Below are 21,179 nucleotides of genomic sequence, written 5' to 3' on the forward strand. Positions count from 1 at the left end.
ACGGGCAGGTGGGACAGTGGAAGGACGTGTTCTGTCCCGAGGAGGTACCCCCCGAATGCGCCTGCTGCTCATCCGTCACGGCCAGACCCCGTCCAACCTCAAGCACCTGTTGGACACGCAGGCGCCAGGACCGGGCCTGACACCGCTGGGCCAGGACCAGGCGGCCGCGCTGCCCCGGGCGCTGGCGGGCGAGAGGATCGACGCCCTGTACGTCTCGACGCTGCTGCGCACCCAGCTGACCGCCGCACCGCTGGCCGCCGCGACCGGTCTTGAGGCCCAGGTCCGGGACGGCATCCGGGAGCTGGTCGCCGGGGACCTGGAGATGCGCGGTGACGCCGAGGCCGCCGCGCTCTACCTCGACACCGCCTTCGCCTGGTCCGGGGGCGACGTGGAGCGCCGCATGCCGGGCGGCGAGAACGGCGTGGAGGCGCTCGGCCGCTTCGACTCGGTCGTCGCGGAGGCCGCCGCGACGGGAGCGCGGACCGTGGCCATGGTCAGCCACGGCGCCGCCATCCGGACCTGGGTGGCCGCGCGGGCGGCCAACGTGGACGTGGCGTACGCGTCGAGCCACCCGCTGGACAACACCGGCGTCGTCGTCCTGACGGGCTCACCCGCCGAGGGCTGGCAGGCGCTGCTGTGGGCGGGCCACCCGATGGGCCCGGAGGGAGACTCCCCCGAGGACGGCGGCCCCGCAGGCGAGCCCGCTCCGACGCGCTGAACGGATCAGCTTCCCAGGGGCGTCGGGCGGGCGCGCTCTCCCCTGCGGCCCGCCGAGCTGGTCGCCCGGTCAGCCGGTGGCGGCGTTGAGGAGGTCGAGCGCGCTCTGCTGGCAGCCGTAGTCGGTGGTTCCGTTGCCGCCGCTCCAGTGCGGGCCGTACTGGTCGAGCGGGTTGCGATCGTGGTCGTAGGCGCTGTTCGCCCAACGGGTGAGCGCGGGGGCATAGGGGTGGTCGGACAGTCGGCGGTTGAGGACGCCGAGGCCGCGCACGTAGGCGCCCTTGAAACTCGGGCCGTCCCCCGTGCAGGTGTCGCCCTCGCCGGGTTCGCGCAGGACGCCGTCGCTCTGGAGCCGGACGGTGGACGCGTCCGCCAGACCGCGTGCGGTGCTCAGGAGGGCGGCGTCGCCGGTGGCCCGGTGGAACTCGGTCAACGCGCCGAGAATGACGCCCTGATTGTAAGTCCAGGTGGGCTGCACGTTGTTGGCGCAGCCGTCGGTGAGACCGTCGTTGATCAGGCGGTCGCCGTTGATCATGCCGCTCTGCCGGAACCAGTTCCATTCACTCCGCGCCCGCTCCAGGTAGACGGTGTCCCCGGGAAGGCGGTTGTGCAGGGCCGAAGTGAGCTGCAGGAAGAGTTCGTTGGTGATGGCGTTCTTGTAGTTCCCGTTCGTGCTCCACCGGACGCCGCCGCCGCAGGTGCTGTTCCAGTTGGCCTGCATATGGTCCGCGTCGGCCCGCGCGGTGTCGAGATAGCGGCGGTCGCCGGTCAGGTCGTACGCGGCGACCCAGGCCAGACCCCACCACCCGGTGTCGTCCAGGTACTCGTTGCGGAACTGCCCGCCCTGCGCGTTGATGTTCTTGTCGTAGATCTCGGCGATCGTGTACGTGTAGCTGCCCATCCCGCTGATCCGGCTGTTGTCGATGACCGCCGTCAGGGCGTTGGCGGCGGTCCACCAGCCGTTGCCGCCGAAGAGCTTGCTGCTCCTGTCGTACGACATCATCAGCGCGGTGGCCGCCGCGGTGCTCCGACTGCCCGCGTTCCAGGTGGTCCGCGCCCAGGGCGTGCAGGCGATGGCACCGCCGACCGGCTGCCCGCAGGCCCGCAGGGCTCCGACACCCCGGGTGTTCCACTCGTCGACGTTGTACATCTGGCTGCGCCATCCCGTGCTGCCGGAAGGCACCGCCGTGTCGCCCAGACGACTCCCCGAACTCCAGGTCCGGCCCCCGTCCATGGACCGGTCGAGCCACACCTGGTCACCGGAGCCGCCGTGCTCGATGGAGGCCCATCCCATCGCGTCGGCGTCGTCGATGTGCAGCGCGACGGTCCGCGAGGAGACCGTGGCGGTGACCGGGACACGGTCCTGAGGAGCAAGCGCCGGATCGCGCGCGTCGCAGTACTTGTTGCACACGGCCGCCGGCGCGGCGACCGCGGGCGTTCCGCCGACGACGAAGGTGGACAACGTTGTCAGGGCGGCGAGGAGGGCGGCTGGCATACAGCTCTTCGGCTTCATGGGGGAGGCTCCTGAGGCGTCTGATCTCGGTGGGGGGTGTGCCCTGCCGGCTCAAGGAGAGCGCTCTCCGAACGTAGCGATGCTGCATGACCACGTCAACGCATCGGACGGCATCGGGCGGCCTCGGCGGACGGGGGCCGGGGGCTGAGGCCGGGAGCGGCGTATTGGCTGGGCCCTTCCTGGTGGGCTGAACCCTCCCTGCCCCTCCCGGCCTTTCCTGTTCGTCCTGGCTCGGCGGGCCGCGCCGTTCCGTCCGCCGAGGCCCGTGGCACCGCCTCCGCGCCGCTTCAGCTCTCGGGGCGGAGGAGGCCGCGCTCGTCGCCTTTCTGAGGTGCTGGGCGCCAGGTGGGTGCTCCCGTCGACGGTGACGGTGACGGGGACGGGGACGAGGGGCGGGGTGCTTGACGAAGTCCTCCTGGTGACCGGCTCGTCGGCCGGGGGTGACACGTCCGTGGCGTCCCCCGGCCGCACCGCGAGTGCGCAACTCGGGCCGTCAGCAGCGGAGTTGGCTGATAGTTGTGGGATTCTGGGGACTCTTGTGCGGCCCATTGACGCCGGGTGGGGAGCTGGCTAACTTCCTGGGAGCGCTCCCCTCTCGACCGCGCGTCACCGCCCTGGCCTCCCCGCACGCCGCCCGCGACGCGGGAGTTCCGTGCCGCCCCAGTTCGTGCGTCCAAGCCCCATCCGCCTGCGTGCCGACAACGATGTCGCCCGTCGGCCATCGGTCTGCTCACCCCGCGCCACTGTCCCCCAGCAGTGAGGAACCGATCATGAAGAGACTCAGATCCGCCCTGGTCGCGTCGGTGCTGACCGCGCTGGCCGCCGTCGTCGCCCTGCCGGCGACGGCCACGGCCACGGCCACGACCGCCGGCCCGCCCGCCGCCGCGAGCGCCGCCCGCCCCTCGTCCGCCACCGCCCCGGCCGCCCTGCGTCTGATGCCGCTGGGGAACTCGATCACTTGGGGCGTCGGAAGCGCCTCGGGCAACAGCTATCGGGGCTTTTTGTGGAACAAGCTGGCCGCCCAGGGGCGCGCGTCGGACTTCGTCGGGTCCGGCCGCAACGGTCCCATGTCCGATCCGGACAACGAGGGGCACTCCGGCTGGCGCATCGACCAGATCGCCTCCATCGCCGACTCCGTACTGGCCCGGTACCGCCCCAACGTCGTCACGCTGGAGATCGGCACCAACGACCTGAACGGCAACTATCAGGTACCGACAGCGCCCGACCGGATGGGCGCGCTGATCGACCAGATCCTGCGGGCCGCGCCCGACGCGACCGTCCTGGCCGGCACCGTGATCGTCTCGACCAGCGCGACCGAGGAGGCGTACCGGCCGGAGTTCAACCAGAAGCTGGCGCAGCTCGTCCGGTCGAGGGCGGACGGGGGCAAGCATGTGCGGCTCGTCGACATGGGCGCCCTGACGGCCGCCGACCTCTCCGACGCGCTCCACCCGAACGACAACGGCTTCAGCAAGATGGCCGACGCCTTCGACGCGGGCGTGCGGGCCGCCGACGCGGCGGGCTGGATCGCGCCGCCCGTCGCGGTCGGCGGCGCGGTGCGATCCGGGATCGACGGGAAGTGCCTGGACGTCGACGGTGGCAGCTCCGCCAACGGGACGGCGGCCCAGATCTGGTCCTGCAACGGCACCGGCGCGCAGCTCTGGTCGGCGCGCTCGGACGGCACCCTGCGCGTGCTCGGCGCGTGCCTGGACGCCGCGGGCCGGGGGACGGCCAATGGCACGAAGGTCCAGGTCTGGGAGTGCAACGGCGGCGCCAACCAGGTCTGGCAGGCGTACAACGGCGGGTACCGCAACCCCGTCTCCGGCCGCTGCCTGGACGACCCGGCCTCCTCCACGGCCGACGGCACCCAAGTGGTGCTCTGGGACTGCACCGGCGGCCCGAACCAACGGTGGACCACTCTTCCGGTCACCGCCTGAGCCTCTGCTGAGGTGCGAGTGTCCTGACGCCCACGCCCACGCCCACGACCGCGGCGAACGGCACGCAGGCGATCACGGGCATACATAGGATCTCTACGGCCGCAGCTCTGTCCAATCGCCTGTTCCTGGGTCATGATTCCCCGGAGCTCAGCGAAGAGATCCGAGCAATGTGCCCGTAGGAGGGAACAATGACGTCTCGCCGCCAGATCCTCGGCGCCCTGGGGGCCGTCCCCGTGATCGCCGCCCTCGGCAGCACGGGCGCGTACGCCACCACCACCGGGCCCACGGCAGCACCGGCCGCCGGACGCATGCGCGTCCGTCCCGCCTCGATCATCCCGGTCGCCGCGGACGACACCCCGGCGCAGATCGTCGCGAAGGCCGCGAACGTCGTCCCCAGGAAGGGCCAGACGGGGTGGCAGCGGAGGGAGATCACGGCGTTCACACACTTCGGGATGAACACCTTCACCGACCGTGAGTGGGGGTCGGGCGCCGAGGACGCGGCGACGTTCGCGCCGTCCGAGGTCGACGCCGACCAGTGGATCCGCACGTACAGGGCGATGGGCGCCGAGCTGGCGATGATCACCGCCAAGCACCACGACGGGTTCACGCTCTTCCCCAGCCGCTACACGCCGCACTCGGTCCTCAAGAGCCCGGGGCAGCCGAACATCGTGCGCAGGTACGTGGATGCGGCGCGCGCCCACAAGCTACGCGTAGGGATCTATCTCTCACCCTCCGACGGCTCCGAGCTGCCGCACGCCTGGCACGCCACGTGGATCGAGTCGCTGCGGAAGAAGCAGGCCGAGGGCGGGACGCTGACCTCGGTGGAGCTGACCGCGCTCGCCGACGGTGACCGTTCCCCCGGCGGCCTCGGCCGGTTCGGCAACGGCAGCGCGGTCAGGAAGCACACCATCCCCACGCTCGTGGAGGGCGACGACCGGGCCAACGATGTGCGCTCGGGGAAGCTGCCGACGTTCACCGTGCGGGTCAACGACTACGACGCCTACTACCTGAACCTGGTCTACGAGCTGTTCACCGAGTACGGGCCGCTGGACGAGTTCTGGCTGGACGGCGCCAACCCGTGGTCCGACGCCGGGATCACCCAGGAGTACCGCTTCGACGAGTGGTTCCGGGTGATCAAGGCGCTGTCGCCGGACACCGTGGTCTTCGGTGGCCCGACCGGTGTGCGCTGGGTCGGCAACGAGAGCGGGGTCGGCCGCGAGACCGAGTGGAGTGTGGTGCCGACGACCGCCGACCCGTGGACGTACCACGGCGAATGGTTGCTGCCGCACGGTCCGACCGCCGCCGACATCGGGTCCCGGGCCCGGCTCACCGAGGCCGGTGTGACCCATCTGTCCTGGTTCCCCGCGGAGGCGGACGTCTCCAACCGGCCCGGCTGGTTCCACCACCCCGGTCAGCGGCCGAAGACGGCGGCCCAGCTCTTCGACCTGTACGAGAAGAGCGTCGGGCGCAACACGACGCTGCTGCTCAACGTGCCGCCGTCGAAGGCGGGGACGATCGACGCGGCGGACGTCGCCGAGCTGACCGCGTTCGGGCGGCGGGTGCGGAAGGTGTACGGCCGGCCGGTCGCGAGGAACGCCGACGGGACGACGACCTTCGACCGGGTCGCGGTGCGCGAGGACATCGAACACGGGCAGCGGGTGGAGAAGTTCGCCGTGGAGGCCGAGATCGGCGGCGCCTGGCAGCGGATCGCCGCCGGTACGACCATCGGGTACCAGCGGACCCTGCCGCTCGCCGCGCCCGTCACCGCGAGGCGCGTACGCGTCAAGGTCCTCGCCTCCCGCGCGGAGCCCCGACTGGGACGGACCACGCTCCACCGGGCGGGCGACTGAGCCGGGCGAACAGGAGCGCGGCCGGCCGGCCGGCCGGACGGGCGCGGCGGAAGGCAGGGGCGCCGCCGCACCTGTCAGGGGTAGCCCGGCCGAAGGTGATCCGGACTGCCCGGGCCGTCGACGCAGGTCGGCGTCAGCCGAGACCGAGGACGCTCATCGTGCGCTCGGCCATGCGGCGCTCTCCCAGCGCGTTGGGGTGGACGGGCACGATGTTCTGGCCGAACAGCAGCGGCTCGATCCATCGGGTGCCGGCCGGCTTGCACGCGTCGTGCCCCTCGGACGCCTCGGAGAAGTCCACGTAGGTGGCACCGGTCTCCTGGGCCGCGCGCTGGATGGCGGAGTTGAGGCGTGCCTGGATGGAGCGGAGATAGGGGACGTCGCCTGCGGCGATCGGCAGCTTCACGAAGCAGGACGCGTCGGCGGTGGGCGGCGTGATCCAGGGGTAGCCCAGGGCGGCGACACGGGCGTCCGGGGACTTGGCCCGGATGTTCTGCAGGGCCTTCTTGAGCGCGGGGTAGGTGTTCGCCTCGATCTGGTCCTCGAAGCTGCTGCCGTTCTTGTCCTTGCAGGGGCTGCCCTTGCCGCCGCTCAGGATGCCGGCGGTGCCGCAGGCCGTCAGGGCGTTGATGAACGTGTTGTTGTCGTTGCCCCCCATCGTGAACGTCACCAGATCGGTGCCGGCGCTCAACGCGTCCAGCTGCGGCGCCACCCCCGGGTACTGGGACGCGGTGAAGTCCTTGGTCTGGGCCGCTCCGCAGGTCACGTCCTTGAGGTGGGCGCCGGTCCGGGAGGCGAGGACGTGCGGGTAGTTCGCCGTGGACCGCAGGCACAGCAGGTTGCTGGTGTCGATGGGCAGCACCCCCGAGCCGGCGCTGTAGCTGTCGCCGAGCGCGACGTACTCCACCGACGGCGCGGCGTGGGCGGCGGGCCCGGTGAATCCGACGGTCAGCAACCCCGCCAATGTTGATGCGGTCATGACAGTGTGAACAGTGGGCATGTGCTCTCTCTTCTCAGCAGAGTGTGGAGGAGGGGCCCGGCCGCGGCGACACGGCCGGGTTCCATGAGAATGAGGCGGCTCGAGCGGACAGCGAGGGGGCGGAAGCCGGTGCATACCGGCGCGGGGGCAGGACCGGAGACGGAGTTACTGATTGGTACTACCGATAGGAAATGTGGGGCCTCGGCGCCCAGGGGTCAACATGGTTGACAGCGGTTTTTGAACCGCCGGGCAACACGCGGCCGTCATTCGCCGCACCTCGTCGGCCGCCCGGCTGTGCCGGAGGAGCCGCTGCCCGGAGCGGTGGCGCCGGACATGCGCGGTCACCGCACCCGGCCCCGCGGCTTCAGCGGCACGGGCGGAAGCTCGGGCGCGGGCAGCGGGGCACCGTCGTACCCCTTCACCTCGCCGAACCGCGTCCCCGTCATCCAGTCCTCCCGGGCCTGGCGGATGTCGTCCTGCGACCGCCCGACGAAGTTCCACCACATCACCAGCTCCTCCTCGAACGGCTCGCCGCCCAGGAGCATCAGGCCCGCGTCCGACTCCGCCCGCAGAGGGAGTTCGGTGCGGCCGCAGCCGAGGTAGAGCATCGAGTCGGGAAGCAGCGGCACGCCGTCGACCTCGGCGGCGCCGGACATCGACAGGACCGCGTACTCGAAGTCGGGGTCCAGAGGGACGCGGACGTCGGCGCCGCGGGCCAGGGCCAGGTCCGCGCCGACGATCGGGGTGTACGTGGTGCCGGGGGACGTCGCCCCGTCCAGCGTGCCCAGGACGACCGTGGCGGTCAGGCCGGGGGCCGTCACCCGGGGCAGTTCGGCGTGGTGCTCGAAGAGCGGGTCCGTGTGGCGGTGGGCGTCCGGGAGCGCCACCCAGAGCTGGGCGCCGTGCAGGAAGCGGGCGTGGGACCTCGGGCTCTCCTCGGAGTGGGAGATCGCACGACCGGACGTCATCAGGCCCAGTTCGCGGGGGCGGATCGACTGATGGCTGCCGGTCGAGTCGCGGTGCAGGACCTCGCCTTCGTGCAGCCAGCTCACCGTCTGCAGACCCATGTGCGGGTGCGGCGGCACCTGCATGCCCGGCTCGTCCGCGATGTCGTCGGGTCCGTAGTGGTCGACGAACGCCCAGGCACCGACCATCCGGCGGCCCAGGTTCGGCAGCAGTCTGCGCACCTCCGTGGAGGCGCCGAGCCGGACGTGGCGCGGGCTGAGGAGTTCACGGACCGGTTCCGCGACGACGAACCCGCGCCCGCCGCACACGGAGGGGACCGGCGCGCGATCAAGATTGCTCATGCCGGACAACCTAACCCCGCCACCGTGGCCCGTCAGGGCCGCGGCGGGAAGTCACCCCACCGCCCGTACGGGTCACCCCAGCGCGCCGCGACTCGCCGTGGCCACTGGAATGGACCCGTGCCCCTCGTGACCGCCGCGCCCGCCCTCTCGCCGCCGGACGACTGCCTCGCCCGCAACGACTGGATCTGCGGCGCGTACCTGAGCACGCGTCGGCACATCCTTCTCGACGCCGTCGCCCAGCATCTGCAGATCACCCTCGTCGCTGTGGCGATCGCCGTCGTCATCGCCGTGCCGCTGGCCGTCGTCGCCCGCCGGTGGGGGTGGGCCGCCGGCCCCGTGCTCGCCCTGACCACCGTGCTCTACACGATTCCGTCCCTGGCCATGTTCTCGCTGCTGCTGCCCGCCTACGGGCTCTCCGCCACGCTCGTCGTCGCCGGTCTCGTGCTGTACTCGCTGACCCTGCTCGTGCGGAACATCCTCGCCGGGCTGCGGGCCGTGCCCGAAGAGACCCGGCAGGCCGCCCGGGGCATGGGCTACGGGCCGATCCGGATGCTGCTCACCGTCGAACTGCCCCTCGCCCTGCCCGCCGCCATGGCCGGCCTGCGCATCGCGACGGTGTCGGCCGTGTCCCTGGTGACCGTCGGCGCCATCGTCGGCCACGGGGGCCTCGGGAACCTGATCTACGCCGGGATGAACACGTACTTCAAGGCGCAGGTGCTGACCGCCTCCGTGCTCTGCGTCGTCATCGCCGTCGCCGCCGACCTGGTGCTGCTCGGCGTGGGCCGGCTCCTCACCCCCTGGACGAGAGCGAGCCGCGCGTGAAGACCCTCACCGACGCCTGGGAGTGGCTCGCCGACGCCACGCACTGGTCCGGCGACGACGGCATCTGGCACCGCCTCACCCAGCACCTGGTGCTCACGCTCGTCTGCCTCGTCATCAGCTGCCTGATCGCCCTGCCCACCGCCCTGGTCCTCGGCCATCTGGGCAAGGGCGGGGCGCTCGCCGTGAACATCTCCAACGTGGGCCGGGCCGTGCCCACCTTCGCCGTCCTCGTCCTGCTGCTCCTCACACCGCTCGGACAGTACGGCGAAGGGCCCACCGTCGTCGCCCTCGTCCTGTTCGCCGTGCCGCCGCTGCTCACCAACGCGTACGTGGGCATGCGCGGCGTCGACCCGGAAGTCGTCCGGGCCGCGCGGGGGATGGGCATGACCGGGCGGCAGATGCTGCTGCGGGTGGAGGCCCCGCTCGCACTGCCGATGATCTTCAACGGGGTGCGGATCGCCGCCGTGCAACTCGTCGCCACCGCCACCATCGCGGCACTGGCGGGCGGCGGCGGGCTCGGGCGCATCATCACCGCCGGGTTCAACCTCGCCAGCACCCCCCAGGTCGTCGCCGGCGCCGTCCTCGTCGCCGTGTTCGCGCTCGTCGTCGAGGCGCTGTTCGAGATCGCCGAGCGGCTCGCGCCGGCCTGGGCACGCGGGAGGGCGGGGTGAGCGCGGCGCGACGCCGGCTCGGGGCGGTGCTCGGGCTCGTACTGCTCGTCGCCGGCTGCGCCACCGGGCCCTCCCTGGAGACACAGGGCGAGGTGACCGCGCTGCCCGGCGACAGCAAGGACCTGGTCATCGGATCGGCCGGGTTCACCGAGAGCGACCTGCTCGCCACCATGTACGCGCTGCTGCTGAAGGACGCCGGGTACCGGACCGAGATCCTGTCCGTCGCCAACCGCGAACTGTACGAACCCGCCCTGGAATCGGGCCAGATCGATGTCGTCCCGGAGTACGCGGCCACCTTCGCCGACTGGCTCAACGCCAAGACGAACGGCGCCGACGCGGCGCCCGTCGGCTCACCCGACCTCGACGCCACCATGAAAGCCCTGCGCTCGCTCGCCCGGCCGCGCGGCCTGACGATCCTCGACCCCGGCAAGGCCGTCGACCAGAACGCCTTCGCCGTGACCGGCTCGTACGCCACCAGGCATCGGCTGAGCACCCTCAGCGACCTCGGCGCCGCCGGGCTCGGGGTACGGCTCGCGGCCGGCGACGAATGCGTCCAGCGCCCCTACTGCGCACCAGGGTTGAAGAAGGTCTACGGGATCGACGTCACCGGGGTCGACCCGAAGGGCGTCGGCACCACCCAGTCCAAGAAGGCCGTACAGAACGGGCAGGCCCAGATGGTGCTGACCACGAGCACCGACGCGACGCTGTCCGACTTCGGCCTGGTGCTGCTCACCGACGACAAGCATCTGCAGAACGCCGACTACATCGTGCCCGTCGTCAACCGGTCGCGCGCCGGCAGCGAGAAGGTCGCCGAAGCGCTCGGCGCCCTCAACTCCGTCCTGACCACCAAGGACCTGGCCGCCATGAACCAGCAGGTCGACAGCTGGCGACGGCTGCCCGAGGACGTCACCCGGACCTACCTGAAGGACAAGGGACTCCTGGACTAGCGGGCCTCGCGCCCGGGTGTGCGGGGGCAGGATCGCGGGAACGCGGAACGCCTCTCCCGGACCCGCCGAACAGGACCGCCATGGACACAGCCGTCGTCGTCGGCGCGGGCGTGCTCGGCGCCTGCGTCAGCTACCACCTCGCCCGCGAAGGCGTCCGGGTCGTCGTCGTGGAGGAGGAGGCGCGGCCCGCGGGCGGCACCTCCGGGGCCACCTTCTCCGCGGACGTGACCCATCTGAAGACCCCGTACGCGTACTACCGCCTGAACCGTCAGGGCGCCGAGGAGCACCGGCTGTTGTGCGAGGCGCTCGACGGACCGGCCTGGCGGCACCCCGCGCCGCTCGTGCAGTGGGCCGACGGCGACGCGGAACAGCGGGCGCTGCGCGAACGGGCCCGGCGCGCCAGAGGCTGGGGCCACGACTGCCGCCTCGCCCCGCCGTCCGTGCTGCGCGAACTGGCGCCGGCCGTGGACCCCGCCGCCTGCGCCGCCGACGAGGTCGTGGTGTACGAGAGCGCGGCCTGGTTCGACGCGCCGCACTTCGTGCACACCCTGCTCGACGCGGCCCGGCGGCACGGCGCCGAGACGCACTACGAGACCGCTGTCACCGGCCTGACCCGGGCCGACGACCGCATCACGGGTGTCATGGCGGGGCCCCGCTCCTGGAACGCCGACGTGGTCGTGAACTGCGCCGGCCCCCGGGCCGACCGGATCGCCTCCTTCGCCGGGGTACGGCTGCCCCTGCGGCAGGTCCCCGGCCTGGTCACCGAGAGCGATCCGCTGCCCGGGGCCCCGCTCACCGCGATCGTCGCCGCCCCGGGTATCGACCTGCGCCCCACGCCGGGCGGTGGCGTGCTGGCCCTGTCCTGGGAGGTCGACGCGCGGCTCGACGGGGCCGACGTGGTCGACGGGGGCCCGCAGGAACTGCACCGACGCGCCGGAGCCGTCCTGCCGGGGCTGGTGCGGACCCGCATCGAGGACGCCCGGATCGGCGTACGGCCGGTGCCCTTCGACGGGCTGCCCCTCGTGGGCGCGGCGGCCGGGGCGCCCGGCCTGTACCACCTCGTCTCGCACAGCGCGGTCACCCTCGCCCCGGTCCTCGGCCGGCTCGCCGCGCGGGAGATCACCACCGGACGGCCCGCCACGGAACTCGCCGCGTACCGGCCGGACCGGGCCGTCCCCGGCGACGTACAGGACGAGAACCTGCGTGCGATGGACCGTCGGCGGCCGCAGCCTCGACGTGAACCTTAGGGTGAGACTCTGAGGCTCCTGGGCTCTGAGGCTCAAGCGCGGGGGAGGAGTGCTCAGGCGTCGGCCACCGAGTCGAACTCCACCTCGCCGCGACCGACCCCCTGCGCGTCCGCGTCGACCGAGCGGCGCAGCGCCTCGTGCAGTTTGGCGGGGGTGAGGACGCCGAGGAAGCGTGCGCCGTCGAGGACCGCCACCCACCCCGCGTCGTGCTGGAGCATCACGCCGAACGCCTGCTTGAGCGGGGCGCCGACCGGCACCCACGCGTTCATCCGGTGCGCCAGATCGGCGACCCGCCCGTCCGGTCCGGCCAGCGTGGCCTCGTCGACGCCGACCCAGCCGTGCAGATCGCCCCCCGCGTCCAGGACCACGGCCCAGCGCGCCGCCTCGCCCCGCATCCGGGCCGCGGCCTGCGCGGCGGACTCGTCGAGGCGGGCCACCGAGGGCTGTTCCAGATCGGCCGGCTCGATCTCGGTCACCGACAGCCGCTTGAGGCCGCGGTCCGCGCCGACGAACTCGGCGACGTACGGCGTCGCCGGCGTGCCGAGGACCGCGCCCGGCGTGTCGTACTGCTCGATGCGGCCCTGCCCGTACACCGCGATCCGGTCGCCGAGCCGTACCGCCTCCTCGATGTCGTGCGTGACCAGCAGCACGGTCTTGCGGACCGCCGCCTGCATCCGCAGGAACTCGTCCTGCAACTGCTCGCGCACCACCGGGTCGACGGCCCCGAACGGCTCGTCCATCAGCAGCACCGGCGGGTCCGCGGCCAGCGCCCGGGCCACGCCGACGCGCTGGCGCTGACCGCCCGAGAGCTGCTGCGGATAGCGGTCGCCGAACGTCTTCGGGTCCAGGCCCACCAGATCGAGCAGCTCCGCGGCGCGGGCCCGCGCCTTCGCCTTCTTCCAGCCGATCAGCGCGGGCACGATCGCCGTGTTGTCGAGGACCGTGCGGTGCGGGAAGAGGCCGACCTGCTGGATGACGTAGCCGATACGGCGGCGCAGCCGGACGGGGTCGACCGTGGCGATGTCCTCGCCGTCGACGTAAATACGGCCCGATGTCGGCTCGATGAGCCGGTTGACCATCATCATCGTCGTGGTCTTGCCGCAGCCGGACGGGCCGACGAGCGTGACCAGTTCGCCCTCGGCGACCTCGAAGGAGAGACCGTCGACCGCCATCGTGCCGTCCGCGTACCGCTTGGTGACCTGATCGAACCGGATCATGAGCTCACGCTAACCGCACCCGTTACTCCTCGCTCACCAGAATCACCTCAAGGGTGCGCGGCCCGTGGACCCCCTCGACCCGGTCGAGTTCGATGTCGCTGGTCGCGGACGGCCCCGAGATCCAGGTGAGCGGACGGGCGGGGTCGAGCCGTTCGAGCGCCGCCGGGACCGAGGCGACGACCTGGTCCGGGACGCGGACCACGCAGATGTGGTGGTCGGGCACGAGGGTGATACGACGACGGCCCTGGTCGGGCGAGCCGTCGAGGACGATCGTGCCGGTCTCGGCGACCGCGACCGCGCAGGCGGTGACGACGCTGTCGACGGCGTCGAGTTCGGCGGGCGTGTCCGCCGCCCGGTCGTGGACGCGGGTCGGACCGGCCTCGGACAGCCAGTGGGCCGGGAGCTTGGGGGGCACGAGCACCGTCCGCGAGCCGCGTTCGGCCAGCAGCCGTGCGAGCGTCCGGCTCAGTTCGGCGCGCGTGGCGCGGTGCACGCGTGCCCGGTAGTCGGCCAGGTTCTCGGCGAGCAGCTCGACCGTCTGCCCGGTCGTGCGGGAGCCGTGCTCACGCCGATAGCCCCGGGCCACTTCCCTCTCGTACGTCTCGTACGTGGGCGGGGGCCCGGCCGGGTCCCCGAGGGCCCGACGCACCCGGCCCAGGATCACGTCCCTGCTGCTCACTTCTGCCCGTCCTTTCCACCGTTGGTCCGCTGCCACCAGTCGCGGAACGGCTCCGCCGGCACCTTCGGCAGGTCCCGGGTCTCCGTCCACGCGCGGCCGGGCCCCGGCACCGTCCGCGGATGGAAGCGGCGGGTCCGGGAGGCGAGGCGCTGGCCGGTGCCGAGCACGCCCGGGTGGGTGAACGCCCAACGGGCGGCGCGCATCGCGGCCCGTTCCGCCGCGTGCCCCTTCGCGGGGCGCAGCGTCACCTTCGCGCCGTGCCGGGTCACCTCGCCGCCCTGGACGACCCGCTCCCGCAGGTGCACCAGCACCTCGGGGATGTCGATGGCGACCGGACACACCTCGTAACAGGCACCGCAGAGCGAGGAGGCGTAGGGGAGCGAGGCGTCGATCTCACTCGCCGTGCCCCGCAGCTGGGGGCTGAGGATGGCGCCGATCGGGCCGGGATAGACCGAACCGTAGGCGTGGCCGCCCGCCCGCTCGTAGACCGGGCAGACGTTCAGACACGCCGAGCAGCGGATGCAGCGCAGCGCCTGGCGGCCCACCTCGTCGGCGAGGGTGTCGGTGCGGCCGTTGTCGAGCAGGACCAGGTGGAAGGCGCGCGGGCCGTCGGAGTCGGTCGTGCCGGTCCAGGTCGACGTGTACGGGTTCATGCGCTCGGCCGTGGAGGAGCGCGGCAGCGTCTGGAGGAAGACCTCCAGGTCGCGCCAGGTCGGCACGAGCTTCTCGATGCCGACGACCGAGATCAGCGTCTCGGGCAGCGTCAGACACATCCGCCCGTTGCCCTCGGACTCGACGACGACGAGGGTGCCGGTCTCGGCGACCATGAAGTTCGCGCCGGAGACGCCGACCTTGGCGCGCAGGAACTTCTCGCGCAGGTGCAGCCGGGCCGCCTCCGCGAGTGCGGCGGGGGTGTCGGTGAGTCCCTCCGGAGCCGGACGGCCCCAACTGCCCATCTCCTTCTCGAAGATGGCACGGATCTCGCCGCGGTTGCGGTGGATCGCCGGGACGAGGATGTGGGAGGGGCGGTCCTTGCCGAGCTGCACGATGAGCTCGGCGAGATCGGTCTCGTACGCGGCGATCCCGGCCTCTTCGAGGGCTTCGTTGAGACCGATCTCCTGCGTGGCCATCGACTTGACCTTGACGACCTCCGACTCGCCCGTCTCCCGCACGAGCCGGGTCACGATCCGGTTGGCCTCCTCGGCGTCGGCGGCCCAGTGGACGGTGCCCCCCGCGGCCGTCACGGACTCCTCCAACTCGACCAGGTAGTGGTCGAGATGGCGGAGCGTGTGGTCCTTGATCTGTTTGCCCGCCTCGCGCAGGTCCCCCCAGTCGTCGAGCTCGGCGACGGCGCGGGCCCGCTTGTCGCGGATGGTGTGGGTGGCGTGCTTCAGGTTGGCGCGCAGGGTGGTGTTCCGTACGGCGTCGTGCGCGGCCTTCGGGAAGGCGGGCATGCCGAGATACGTGCCGCTCATGACAGGGGCTCCTCTTCGGTGCTCGCCAGGATCTCCGCGATGTGGACCGGCCGCAGCGCCGTGTGCAGCCGGCTCATCGTGCCGCCGATGTGCATGAGGCACGAGTTGTCGGCGGCGCACAGCACGTCCGCGCCGGTCGACTCGGCGTTGCGGACCTTGTCGGCGCCCATGGCTGCCGAGACATCGGAGTTCTTCACGGCGAACGTGCCGCCGAAGCCGCAGCACTCCTGCGCGCCCGGCAGCTCAAGGAGCTCAAGTCCCTTGACCGCGCGGAGCAGTTGGGTGGGCCGGTCGCCGAGGCCGAGCGAGCGCAGGCCGTGGCAGGTCGGGTGGTACGTCACCTTGTGCGGGTAGTACGCGCCGACGTCGGTCACCCGCAACACGTCGACCAGGAACTCGGTCAGCTCGTACGTCTTCGGGACCACGGGCGCGAGCGTCGTCGCGAGGCCGTCGCCGCGGCCCTCCGCGCGGGCCCGCTCACCCATCCGTGGGTACAACTCACGCACCATCGCCGCGCACGAACCGGACGGAGTGATGACCGCGTCGTACGCCCCCGAGTCGAGGCCGGGGCCGAAGACATCGGAGAAGTGGCGGGCGAGCGGCTCGGCCTCGTGCCGGTAGCCCGTGTTGTAGTGGGCCTGCCCGCAGCAGGTCTGGGCGGCCGGGAAGTCCACCTCCACGCCCAGTCTGGTCAGGAGTTTCACCACGGCCCTTCCGGTGTCCGGGTAGAGCGTGTCGTTGACACAGGTGAGGAAGAGCGCGACACGCATCGTGGCCCCTTCGGGTACAGAGGTTCGGGTCGGACATCGGACGGGTGCAGGGTACGTCGTCGGCGGTGCCGGGTCACGGGGCGGCGACACGGGCCTCTGCCGCCGCCCACGCGGCGCCGTCGCCGCGCGGCTCGTACCGCGTCAGCGGCTGGGTGCCGGCGACGAGGCGGCGCACCGCCGCCCGGTCGCCGATGACGCCGTCGGCGCGTGCCTGGACGAGGACGTTGCCGAGCGCGGCGGCTTCCGCCGGGCCCGCCACCACCGGCAGCCCGCAGGCGTCCGCTGTCAATTGGCAGAGCAGGGCGTTGCGGGCGCCGCCGCCGACGACGTGCACGACGTCGACCGGCCGGTCGGCCAGCCGCGCCGCCTCCGCGACGGCCCTGCGGTGGGCGAGGGCGAGCGAGTCGAGGATGCAGCGGGTGAGTTCGGCGCGGGTGCGGGGTTCGGGCTGCCCGGTGGCGCGGCAGGCGGCGGCGATGCGCTCCGGCATGGAGCCCGGGGCGAGGAACGCCGGGTCGCCCGCGTCGACGACCGAGCGAAGCCCCGTCGCCCGCGCGGCGGCGTCCAGGAGCTCGGCCAAGTCCGGTTCGCCCCAGGCGCGTTGGCACTCCTGGAGCAGCCACAGGCCCATGATGTTGCGGAGGTAGCGGATCGTGCCGTCGACGCCGAGCTCATTGGTGAAGTTCGCGGCGCGGCTCTCCTCGGTGAGGACGGGCGCGTCGAGTTCGAGCCCCGCGAGGGACCAGGTGCCGGTGCAGATGTACGCGAAGTTCTCGCCGCCGGTGGCCGGTACCGCGGCGACGGCGGAGGCGGTGTCGTGCGAGGCCACGGTCGTCACCGGGACGGGCCCGGTGAGGCCGGTCTCGTCCAGGACGCGGGGGAGCAGCTCGCCGGCCCGGTCGCCGGGGCGGCGGAGCGGGGCGAAGAGGTCCAGGTCGATGCCGGTGCGGGCCGCGACGTCGCGGGCCCAGTCGCCCGTGCGCGGGTCGATGAGCTGGGTGGTGGAGGCGTTCGTCAGCTCGGTGCCCTGCTGACCCGTGAGCCAGTACGTGAGCAGATCCGGGATGAGCAACAGGCGCCGTGCGGACCGGAATTGGGCTGTGTCGCGGGCCGCGGCGAGCTGGTACAGGGTGTTGAAGGGGGCGTACTGGAGGCCCGTCGCGGCGTACAGCTGCTCCGGGGGGACGCTCGCCCAGACCTTCTCCGCGATGTGGTCCGTGCGGGTGTCGCGGTAGTGGAACGGGTTGCCGAGGAGGGTGCCGTCCGCGTCGAGGAGGCCGTGGTCGACGGCCCAGCTGTCGATGCCGACGGAGCGGACCTGGCCCGCCTTGCGCAGTCCGTCCAGGATGCCCGCGTAGAGGGCGAGGATGTCCCAGTGGAGGTGGCCTCCGGCGTGCACGGGCCTGTTGGGGAAGCGGTGGGCTTCGCTGAGGGTCAGGCTCGTCGAGGTGACCTGGGCCGTGATGACCCGGCCGCTGGAGGCGCCCAGGTCTATCGCGGCGTAGGGGATGGTGGACATGGGGTTCGCCTTCGCGCCGTTTGCGGTTGATGGATCGATCGCGGGTGCGGGAGCGCCGTGCTTGCTCGCGCAGTTCCCCGCGCCCCCCGGTGGCCCGGGGCGCGGTGATGAGAGCCGCGTTCGGACGGGCGCGGCCCTCGCGCGGCCCGGGTGGGCGGCGCGAGGGGGCGGGAACGCAGGTCCCGCCCCGCCCCGGTCACCGCAGGAACGCCGCCGCCACCCCCGCGTCCACCGGCACGTGCAGGCCCGTCGTGTGGGTCAGCTCGCCGCCGGTCAGGGCGAACACCGCGTTCGCCACGTGCTCGGGGAGCACCTCGCGCTTGAGCAGGGTCCGCTGTGCGTAGAACTCGCCGAGCTTCTCCTCCTCGATGCCGTACGTCGCCGCGCGCTGTGCGCCCCAGCCGCCCGCGAAGATGCCGGAGCCGCGTACGACACCGTCCGGGTTGACGCCGTTGACGCGGATGCCGTCCGCACCCAACTCGGCTGCCAGCAGCCGCACTTGATGCGCCTGGTCGGCCTTGGTGGCCGAGTAGGCGACATTGTTCGGGCCGGCGAAGACGGCGTTCTTGGAGGCGATGTAGACGATGTCGCCGCCCATGTCCTGCTGCCGCATGACGCGGGCCGCCTCGCGGGAGACGAGGAAGGAGCCGCGGGCCATGATGGCGTGCTGGAGGTCCCAGTCCCTGGCCGTCGTCTCCAGGAGCGGCTTGGAGATGGAGATGCCGGCGTTGTTGACGACCAGGTCGACGCCGCCGAAGGCGAGCACCGCGGCCCTGAACGCCTCGGTGATCTGCTCCTCCGATGTGACGTCCACCTCGACCGCGACGGCCCTGTCCGGACCGCCCAGTTCCTCGGCGACCGCGGCGGCGCCCTCGGCGTTGAGGTCGGCGACGACGACGCACGCGCCCTCGGCGGCGAGCCGGTGCGCGATGGCCTTGCCGATGCCGCTGCCCGCGCCCGTCACCAGGGCCACCCGGGTGGCCAGCGCCTTGGGTTTCGGCATCCGCTGGAGCTTGGCCTCTTCGAGGGACCAGTACTCGATGCGGAACTTCTCGGACTCCTCGATGGGCGCGTACGTGGAGACCGCCTCTGCGCCCCGCATCACGTTGATCGCGTTGAGGTAGAACTCGCCCGCAACCCGCGCCGTCTGCTTGTCCTTGCCGAAGCTGAACATGCCGACGCCGGGGACGAGCACGATCGCCGGGTCCGCGCCGCGCATCGCGGGGGAGTCGGGCGTGGCGTGGCGCGCGTAATAGGCGGCGTACTCCTCGCGGTACTCGGTGTGCAGTTCCTTCAACCGGGCCACGACGGCGTCGAGTTCGGCGGTCGGCGGCAGGTCGAGGACGAGCGGGCGCACCTTGGTGCGCAGGAAGTGGTCGGGGCAGGACGTGCCGAGTGCGGCGAGACGCGGATGCTCGGCGCTCGCCAGGAAGTCGAGGACGGTCCCGGAGTCGTCGAAGTGCCCGACCTGGGGGCGGTCGACGGAGGCGAGCCCACGCACGAAGGGGGCGAGTTCGGCGGCCCGGGTCCGGCGCTCGGCCGCGTCCAGGGCGGCGTAGCCCTCGATGGCGGGACCGAACGGTTCGGCCTTGCCGCGCTCGGCGAGGAACGTCTCCGCGGTGCGGATGATGAACAGCGAGTTCGCCTCGCACTCCTCGGCGGTGTCGCCCCACGCGGTGATGCCGTGCCCGCCCAGGACGCAGCCGATCGCCTCGGGGTGGGCGGCCTTGAGGGCGGCGATGTCCAGGCCGAGCTGGAAGCCGGGCCGCCGCCACGGCACCCACGCCACCTTGTCGCCGAAGCACTCGGCGGTCAGCTTCTCGCCGTCGGCGGCGCAGGCCAGGGCGATACCGGAGTCGGGGTGGAGGTGGTCGACGTGGGCGGCGTCCACCAGGCCGTGCATGGCGGTGTCGATGGACGGCGCGGCGCCGCCCTTGCCGTGCAGGCAGTAGTCGAACGCGGCGACCATCTCGTCCTCGCGCTCCACCCCCGGGTACACGCCGGTCAGCGCCCGCAGGCGGTCCAGGCGCAGCGCGGCGAGCCCGGCGGCGGTGAGGGTGCCCAGGTCGCCACCGGAGCCCTTGACCCACATCAGCTCGACGTCCGTGCCGGTCACCGGGTCGGTGGCGGTGCCCTTGGCGGAGGTGTTGCCGCCTGCGTAGTTGGTGTTGCGGGGGTCGGCGCCGAGGCGGTTCGAGCGCTCCAGGAGCGCGGCGACTTCGGGAGGGGTGGCGGAGGCCATGTCGAGTTCCTTTACGAGTTCGGTGAGCGGGCGAGGCGGTGGACGGGTGCGGTCACGCCCCCCAGCCGGCCTGCTCGCCGCCCACGCGCTCGGCCACGATCCGCTCCTGCCACCCGCTGGCGTGGTAGGCGGCGACGGGGTCGGGGCCCAGGCCCTGCTCCTCGCGCAGTTCGCGCAGCAGCGGGCGTACGTCCGTGTTGTAGGCGTCCATGAGGGCGGCGTTGGCGGTGAGGACGTCGCCCTCGCGCTGCGCCGCGGCCAGGGCGTCGCGGTCGACCAGAAGGGCCTTGGCGGTGGCCTCCTGCACGTTCATCACGGAGCGGATGACGGCCGGGATCTTCGCCTCGATGTTGTGGCACTGGTCGAGCATGAAGGCCACGTTCGTCTCCGCCTCGAAGCCCTTGTTCTTGGCGACCTCGTGCAGGATGCGGAAGAGCTGGAAGGGGTCGGCGGAGCCCACCATCAGGTCGTCGTCCGCGTAGAAGCGGGAGTTGAAGTCGAAGCCGCCGAGCTTCCCCTCGCGCAGCAGCAGCGCCACGATGAACTCGATGTTGGTGCCCGGCGCGTGGTGCCCGGTGTCCACGACGACCTGGGCGCGCTCGCCCAGCTTCAGGCACTGCAGGTACGAGGTGCCCCAGTCCGGTACGTCCGTCGTGTAGAAGGCGGGCTCGAACAGCTTGTACTCCAGGAGGAGGCGCTGGTCGTCGCCGAGCCGCTCGTAGACGGCGGCGAGGGACTCCGCGAGGCGGTCCTGGCGGGCCACGATGTCGTCCTGGCCGGGGTAGTTGGTGCCGTCGGCGAGCCACAGCTTCAGGTCCTTGGACCCGGTCGCGTCCATGATGTCGACGCACTCCAGCAGGTGGCCGACGGCCTTGCGGCGCACCTTCGGATCCGGATGACAGACGCTGCCGAGCTTGTAGTCGTCGTCCTGGAAGGTGTTGGAGTTGACGGTGCCGAGCTCGACACCGCGCTCTTTGGCGTAGGCGGCGAGGGCGGCGTAGTCGTCGACGGTGTCCCACGGGATGTGCAGCGCCACCTTGGGCGCGATGCCGGTGAACTCGTGCACCTTCGCCGCGTCGTCGAGCTTCTCCCGGGGCGTGCGCGGCACGCCGGCCTGGGCGAACACCTTGAACCGGGTGCCGGAGTTGCCATAGCCCCAGGACGGCGTCTCGATCCGCTGGTTGGCGAGTGCGGCCTTCACGGCAGCGATGTCGGGCATGTTCACCTCTGAGTGCGTGAATCGATTCACTTCGCTGGGGAAGTTAACCCGGGCCCATCGGGGCGTCAAGGGGT

General features: G+C 72.2%; 17 protein-coding genes. 7 read left to right on the forward strand and 10 right to left on the reverse strand.

The window, feature by feature from the left end; all coding sequences use genetic code 11:
• Positions 1 to 55 precede the first annotated feature (55 nt).
• The gene (locus ACZ45E_RS24760) at positions 56 to 718 is read left to right on the forward strand and encodes a histidine phosphatase family protein (protein ID WP_468224078.1); all 663 of its coding nucleotides are present in this window, start codon (positions 56 to 58) and stop codon (positions 716 to 718) included.
• Positions 719 to 787: 69 nt separating this feature from the next.
• On the opposite strand, the gene ACZ45E_RS24765 is transcribed toward ACZ45E_RS24760, so the two are convergent.
• Complete coding sequence (locus tag ACZ45E_RS24765) at positions 788 to 2,212, reverse strand: glycoside hydrolase family 76 protein (protein ID WP_468224295.1); 1,425 nt, start codon at positions 2,210 to 2,212, stop codon at positions 788 to 790.
• Positions 2,213 to 3,000: 788 nt separating this feature from the next.
• On the opposite strand from ACZ45E_RS24765, the gene ACZ45E_RS24770 reads away from it, so the two are divergent.
• Both ACZ45E_RS24770 and ACZ45E_RS24775 read left to right on the forward strand, forming a co-directional pair.
• The gene (locus ACZ45E_RS24770) at positions 3,001 to 4,164 is read left to right on the forward strand and encodes a lectin (RefSeq protein WP_468224080.1); all 1,164 of its coding nucleotides are present in this window, start codon (positions 3,001 to 3,003) and stop codon (positions 4,162 to 4,164) included.
• 188 nt (positions 4,165 to 4,352) lie between these two features.
• On the forward strand, positions 4,353 to 6,014 hold the full coding sequence (locus ACZ45E_RS24775) for an alpha-L-fucosidase (protein WP_468224083.1): 1,662 nt from the start codon (positions 4,353 to 4,355) through the stop codon (positions 6,012 to 6,014).
• 133 nt (positions 6,015 to 6,147) lie between these two features.
• Here ACZ45E_RS24775 and ACZ45E_RS24780 read toward each other — a convergent pair whose 3' ends face one another.
• On the reverse strand, positions 6,148 to 6,990 hold the full coding sequence (locus ACZ45E_RS24780) for an SGNH/GDSL hydrolase family protein (protein ID WP_468224086.1): 843 nt from the start codon (positions 6,988 to 6,990) through the stop codon (positions 6,148 to 6,150).
• Positions 6,991 to 7,331: 341 nt separating this feature from the next.
• On the reverse strand, positions 7,332 to 8,297 hold the full coding sequence (locus tag ACZ45E_RS24785) for a pirin family protein (protein WP_468224089.1): 966 nt from the start codon (positions 8,295 to 8,297) through the stop codon (positions 7,332 to 7,334).
• Positions 8,298 to 8,414: 117 nt separating this feature from the next.
• On the opposite strand from ACZ45E_RS24785, the gene ACZ45E_RS24790 reads away from it, so the two are divergent.
• From ACZ45E_RS24790 to ACZ45E_RS24805, 4 genes are all read left to right on the forward strand, one after another.
• A complete protein-coding gene (locus tag ACZ45E_RS24790) occupies positions 8,415 to 9,119 on the forward strand; it encodes an ABC transporter permease (RefSeq protein ID WP_468224090.1) in 705 nt (234 codons plus the stop codon).
• Complete coding sequence (locus tag ACZ45E_RS24795) at positions 9,116 to 9,790, forward strand: ABC transporter permease (protein ID WP_468224093.1); 675 nt, start codon at positions 9,116 to 9,118, stop codon at positions 9,788 to 9,790. The genes ACZ45E_RS24790 and ACZ45E_RS24795 overlap by 4 nt, the downstream gene beginning before the upstream one ends.
• A complete protein-coding gene (locus ACZ45E_RS24800; protein WP_468224096.1) occupies positions 9,787 to 10,737 on the forward strand; it encodes an ABC transporter substrate-binding protein in 951 nt (316 codons plus the stop codon). The genes ACZ45E_RS24795 and ACZ45E_RS24800 overlap by 4 nt, the downstream gene beginning before the upstream one ends.
• 80 nt (positions 10,738 to 10,817) lie before the next feature.
• Positions 10,818 to 11,984 (forward strand): NAD(P)/FAD-dependent oxidoreductase, encoded by a 1,167-nt coding sequence (locus ACZ45E_RS24805; protein ID WP_468224097.1) that lies wholly within the window; start codon positions 10,818 to 10,820, stop codon positions 11,982 to 11,984.
• A 53-nt stretch (positions 11,985 to 12,037) separates the two neighbouring features.
• Here ACZ45E_RS24805 and ACZ45E_RS24810 read toward each other — a convergent pair whose 3' ends face one another.
• The 7 genes from ACZ45E_RS24810 to rhaI form a co-directional block, all read right to left on the reverse strand.
• Positions 12,038 to 13,201, reverse strand: coding sequence for an ABC transporter ATP-binding protein (locus tag ACZ45E_RS24810; RefSeq protein WP_468224100.1), 1,164 nt, complete (start codon positions 13,199 to 13,201; stop codon positions 12,038 to 12,040).
• A 22-nt stretch (positions 13,202 to 13,223) separates the two neighbouring features.
• Entirely contained in the window at positions 13,224 to 13,880 is a 657-nt protein-coding gene (locus tag ACZ45E_RS24815) for a LutC/YkgG family protein (protein ID WP_468224103.1), read from the reverse strand.
• Complete coding sequence (locus ACZ45E_RS24820; RefSeq protein ID WP_468224106.1) at positions 13,877 to 15,355, reverse strand: LutB/LldF family L-lactate oxidation iron-sulfur protein; 1,479 nt, start codon at positions 15,353 to 15,355, stop codon at positions 13,877 to 13,879. The genes ACZ45E_RS24815 and ACZ45E_RS24820 overlap by 4 nt, the downstream gene beginning before the upstream one ends.
• Positions 15,352 to 16,125 carry a (Fe-S)-binding protein gene (locus ACZ45E_RS24825; protein WP_468224109.1) on the reverse strand — a complete coding sequence of 258 codons (774 nt, stop codon included), beginning with the start codon at positions 16,123 to 16,125 and terminating at the stop codon, positions 15,352 to 15,354. Before ACZ45E_RS24825 ends, ACZ45E_RS24820 begins: the two co-directional genes overlap by 4 nt.
• Before the next feature lie 73 nt (positions 16,126 to 16,198).
• Entirely contained in the window at positions 16,199 to 17,644 is a 1,446-nt protein-coding gene (locus ACZ45E_RS24830; RefSeq protein WP_468224112.1) for a rhamnulokinase, read from the reverse strand.
• A 196-nt stretch (positions 17,645 to 17,840) separates the two neighbouring features.
• On the reverse strand, positions 17,841 to 19,886 hold the full coding sequence (locus ACZ45E_RS24835) for a bifunctional aldolase/short-chain dehydrogenase (RefSeq protein WP_468224115.1): 2,046 nt from the start codon (positions 19,884 to 19,886) through the stop codon (positions 17,841 to 17,843).
• Positions 19,887 to 19,938: 52 nt separating this feature from the next.
• Positions 19,939 to 21,105, reverse strand: a complete 1,167-nt coding sequence (rhaI, locus tag ACZ45E_RS24840; RefSeq protein ID WP_468224118.1) for an L-rhamnose isomerase — start codon at positions 21,103 to 21,105, stop codon at positions 19,939 to 19,941.
• Positions 21,106 to 21,179 lie beyond the last annotated feature (74 nt).

The organism is Streptomyces sp. NPDC030991 (assembly GCF_055571235.1).